This is a genomic window from uncultured Maribacter sp., assembly GCF_947500405.1.
In the GTDB taxonomy this organism is placed as follows: Bacteria; Bacteroidota; Bacteroidia; order Flavobacteriales; family Flavobacteriaceae; genus Maribacter_B.
On record NZ_CANMRY010000022.1, the window covers coordinates 1 to 4285 of the forward strand.

At 30.4% G+C, this 4285-nt stretch carries 5 protein-coding genes; all 5 read right to left on the reverse strand.

From position 1 onward, the window contains the following. Positions 1–213 precede the first annotated feature (213 nt). A complete protein-coding gene (locus Q0945_RS15640; RefSeq protein ID WP_299436482.1) occupies positions 214–1002 on the reverse strand; it encodes a hypothetical protein in 789 nt (262 codons plus the stop codon). A gap of 150 nt (positions 1003–1152) precedes the next feature. After that, the gene (locus Q0945_RS15645; protein ID WP_299436485.1) at positions 1153–1674 is read right to left on the reverse strand and encodes a TPM domain-containing protein; all 522 of its coding nucleotides are present in this window, start codon (positions 1672–1674) and stop codon (positions 1153–1155) included. Positions 1675–1830: 156 nt separating this feature from the next. Then, positions 1831–2451 (reverse strand): hypothetical protein, encoded by a 621-nt coding sequence (locus Q0945_RS15650; protein WP_299436488.1) that lies wholly within the window; start codon positions 2449–2451, stop codon positions 1831–1833. 751 nt (positions 2452–3202) lie between these two features. After that, a complete protein-coding gene (locus tag Q0945_RS15655) occupies positions 3203–3586 on the reverse strand; it encodes a hypothetical protein (protein ID WP_299436491.1) in 384 nt (127 codons plus the stop codon). 143 nt (positions 3587–3729) lie between these two features. After that, a complete protein-coding gene (locus Q0945_RS15660) occupies positions 3730–4191 on the reverse strand; it encodes a hypothetical protein (RefSeq protein WP_299436494.1) in 462 nt (153 codons plus the stop codon). Between the last annotated feature and the right edge of the window lie 94 nt (positions 4192–4285).

Genomic DNA, 4285 nt, shown 5'->3' on the forward strand with positions numbered 1-4285 from the left:
CTAATGGTTTTTTCCAATTATATTTCAATTCATAAAGTAAGCTAGATGCACCAAAAGCTAGTTTATTGCATGCAACGTGTTTGTGTATGATTTCGTTGCGTATTTCAGCAACTAAATTAGCAAATACAAACCGAATAGAAAATCCGCGAGGATTTTCGTAAGTAGGCGAGTACTAGCAATGAATTATACACTTTGTTAGCACCTGTTATTTTTTTAGTAATATTCTATAATTCTTTCTTTTCTTGTCAATTCACTTTCTGACTTTATCCAATTTTGATTCAAGTCTAATTCATACGTAAAACTCTTGCTTTCTATCAATTTACCGTTATAATACTTTTCCATTTTGATTAGGTTTCCCAAGTTATTATGATAGAAAATTTCTTTTGATTCTGATGGCGGAAATGAATATTTTGTAGTCCGAACTTTTTTGCTTTCTTGAGGAACAATTTTTAATTCAGTTATTTTCTCTGGCGAATTACTTTTAAAAAATTCCTTTGTCAGAGTTATGTTTTCATTAGGATATTCATATTCCCAATTTCTAAATCCATTTGTTTCCACATATCCAAATTTCTTTTCAATGGTTTTTCCTAAACTATCAAGTTTAAATTCTGTAACTGTTTGAATTTTATTTAAATAAGATTCTTCTTTTTTTTCAAGTCCGAGATTATTGTATGAATATTTACTCGAAAAAGTAGAATCTCCGTCTGTAATAATTTGTTCTCTTATCAATCTATTCTTTTCATCATATTTATAATGTCTAACAATAGAGGATAAATTCGGTTCAAAATGTGTTTCTTCTTTTTCAATTACTCCATTTTCTTTATAGAATTCCAATACTCTTGATTTTAAAGTATCATTTTCAAAAGTTCTTGTTTCGACACTTTTTACTTTCCCAAATAATTTGTTTTCAATAAATTCCGCTTTCTTATTTTCCGATTTTTCATTGCAAGAATGAAACAACCCAAATAAAAGCAGAAATATTATTAAAGTGCTCGATTTCATAATTGGTGCTAACGGTCTCGTATAACCGTCAGTTACGGGTTAAATTAGCGATTATTTTCGGTTTAGCACAGACGTTAGCAATTCCGCGTGGATTCCGGACGTAGTCGAATCCGCCGTAATTGCGGTTATACATTGTTGTACACAGTACTTTTATATCCATTTTTTAATCAGTTCATTTATTCCGAGTAAAATTCCGTCGTTGTAATTCCCTTTTTTGAATTCAGGAATCATCGTTTCATCAATAACTTTTTTACAAAATTCGTCAGATAAATATAGATTTCTAGTTTTATCAGTTGTTGATATTCTAACTTTTCTCAACATTTTGCTTAACACAACCGTAAGTCCATTTCCGTCATTGTTTTGTCCAACATTCCAATGGTCAGACATACTTATTGCGTATTGGTCAAATTCCATATTTTCTGGTACAGATTCGATTGTAATTATTGCAATTTCTCTATTAGAATTCTCTTTGTAATAGGAAAGAGCATTTTCTAAAAATTTAATATCATCTTCCGTAAATATTTTTTCAAAGTCATTTACAAAACCAATTTGTTGAGGATATTCCGATGCAATTATTTCGGTTTTTGGTTGTTCAGTTTCGGTTTCCACTTTTGCAGTTTTGCAAGAGAAAAAGGTTAAAAGGAAAATTATAAATATGTTTCGAAATGTCATTTTTCGTATTGTGTACAACGTGTTTGTATAAGGAAAGTTGCGTGTTTGTGTGCGAGGATTTTCCGAAGGAAAATCAGAAGCTAGCAAACTAGCAACTAACTTTGGTTTAGGGTAAAACTAGCAATTTTTTTTATACGGTGTTGTACCCTGTACTTTTTAATCAAATTTATTTATAAGTTCTTTTATTTTCAATTCAGTTTTCTTAAAATCTTCACTCTTTCCAATAGTCAAATCAATTAGTGAATCACCTATTTCAACTAATTTTCCAGTTCTACTGTCTTTATTTGGAGACCAACAAGTTCCTGTAGTTAAAGTGTCATTTTTATTGACAATTGTAAAGTAGTAGAATTCTCCATCAAGACCTAATAATTCGTTTTCGGGTTTTACAGATTTATTCACTGCTTTTTTAAATAATGTTTCAATTATCCCAGCAAATTCAGGGTTAATATTTATAGATTCCTTAATTATTTTAACTTTATTTTTTCTCTCAGCATACCAATAACTTTCAGAACATCTATGATATATCATTTTGTAGTTTCCCAAAATATCTTTTTCAACAGAGAGTGTGTTTTCATATGAAAACGATGGCATTGAAGTAAATCTTGCAAGTGGTTTAGAACTTAATCCTTCAAAAAGTAAAGGGAAAATATTATTATAATAATCTTTCAGTACTCCTTGGTAACTATTTTCTAAGTCATTTGTAGGTTCTAAATTACTCTGACTAAATAAAGGACTATTAAATAATAATAAAAGAAATAATATTATACTTTTCTTCATTTCTGTAGGTATTGGGTACAACGTCTCGGCTATGATTTCGGACTGGGAAAGTATAGGCTAACCAGTCAGCCAGAGATAAATTTTTAAAATTAATACTTTACATAGAAAAAGCGCTTAGCCCAGTTTGAAATATAGCCATTGTTACCCTTTTTGGCCTACGATTGCTTAAGAATTCCAACAATTGGATTTAGTCACAGAAACTATGAATTTGGTACAATTTAGGAAATAAATTAAGTCAAAGAAATTAAATTCGGTCAAAGATTGGTTTTTCATAATAATTCTGTCCAACAGTTTTTAATTCACACAAGAGTAAACAATTCTGTCTATTAGTATTTTAGATAAAAATTAAATATTCCGCCTAAAAAATTACTTATACAAGTAATCGCAATAAAGTCAGCCAAAAGAGTAGGGGATTTGTTTTCAATGAAGAAACTATATTTTTCAGGCTTCTAAATATTAAAAATTCCGCCAAAGATTGGAAATTCAGACACACGATTCTTTTTTAGAATATTAAATTTAGTCAGAATTTTTCAGGTCAGCCATTAAGGGTAACGGTTCGGCTAAGCGTAGTGCGGTAGTAGGGAAACCTTTCGTTTCCGTCAACGCACGAAGCTAAAGCTTATTGTTTTGATTTATTTTTTTCTATTCTAAAGCTAAATCCATAAGATTTAGCGACATTATAAATATACACAGACCTTTCGACTTAACCCTAAACTCCGCATTACGTTTAGGTTTTGTTGTGTGCCGTATTTTATTTCAATTTTATAAATTCGAACTGTACACCACCATTTTCTATAATCAGCTTTTTTAAGTCCAAATAAATCAATTCAGAAATTCCGTCGTTTTCTAGAATGAAGTTTTTCAATTTAATGTCATTTTCTCCAACCACTTTAATAAGGATTTTGTCCGAAACTTTAAATTCTAAACCACCTTTTTGGAATTTTCCAATACTAAGAAACAATTGTCCATTCTGCTTTTCGACATAATATTTTTTTCCATCCTGTTTTTCAGACAACTTTTCCCAATATCCCAGTAAATCTTTTTCAGTTTTTCTAACCAACTCATTTTCAACAATTTTCTGAGAAAAAGTAAACATTGAAAATAAAAGGCAAATATGTAAGATTAGATTTTTCATATGGCATACAACGGTCTCGTATAACCGTCAGTTACGGGTTAATATACGTAGACTTTTCGGCTTAGTACTGGCTTTAGCAATTCCGAGTGGATTCGGACGTAGTCGAATCCGCCGTAATTGCGGTTATACATTGTTGTAAAACGTTATTTTTTCAAATCTAAATAGTAAACCTTTGCCGACTCTTCAATTTCTTCATCAATATTACCATCATACTTGAAACTGTGAGTTCGCCATTCATTATCGGGCTTATAGAATTGAAATGTAAAACGAATAGGTTGTCGGTCATATTTTACCAAATAGCTCATTAGAACGAAACTATCTGATAGTCTTTTCTCCACAATTAATTCGTATCCATAATATTTGCCAACAAAATCTTCATTTAAGGTCCCTAATTGTTGTTTTAATTTTGTAATTGCATCTGTTGCTCGGTTCATCCACTTATTATTCGAATAAAGATTATCTAATGCTTTTGAGGCTCCATCATTTTGATATTCCGTAAAAAAATTAGAGACTATTTCTTCGGGTGTGTTTTGTCCAACACTAATAAAAGAAATAGATAATAAAATTATTGTCGCATATGCCTTAATTGATTTTGTGTTTCTCATATTTTGTTTTTAATGTTTTACAACGTCCCGGCTATGATTTCGGACTGGGAAAGTATAGGCTAACCAGTCAGCCAGAGATAAATTTTTAAAATTA

What these genes read in the sequence shown, in the direction of transcription:
- Q0945_RS15640 (WP_299436482.1), bottom strand. Translation starts at nt 1,002, where the DNA reads ATGAAATCGAGCACTTTAATAATATTTCTGCTTTTATTTGGGTTGTTT.
- Q0945_RS15645 (WP_299436485.1), bottom strand. Translation starts at nt 1,674, where the DNA reads ATGACATTTCGAAACATATTTATAATTTTCCTTTTAACCTTTTTCTCT.
- Q0945_RS15650 (WP_299436488.1), bottom strand. Translation starts at nt 2,451, where the DNA reads ATGAAGAAAAGTATAATATTATTTCTTTTATTATTATTTAATAGTCCT.
- Q0945_RS15655 (WP_299436491.1), bottom strand. Translation starts at nt 3,586, where the DNA reads ATGAAAAATCTAATCTTACATATTTGCCTTTTATTTTCAATGTTTACT.
- Q0945_RS15660 (WP_299436494.1), bottom strand. Translation starts at nt 4,191, where the DNA reads ATGAGAAACACAAAATCAATTAAGGCATATGCGACAATAATTTTATTA.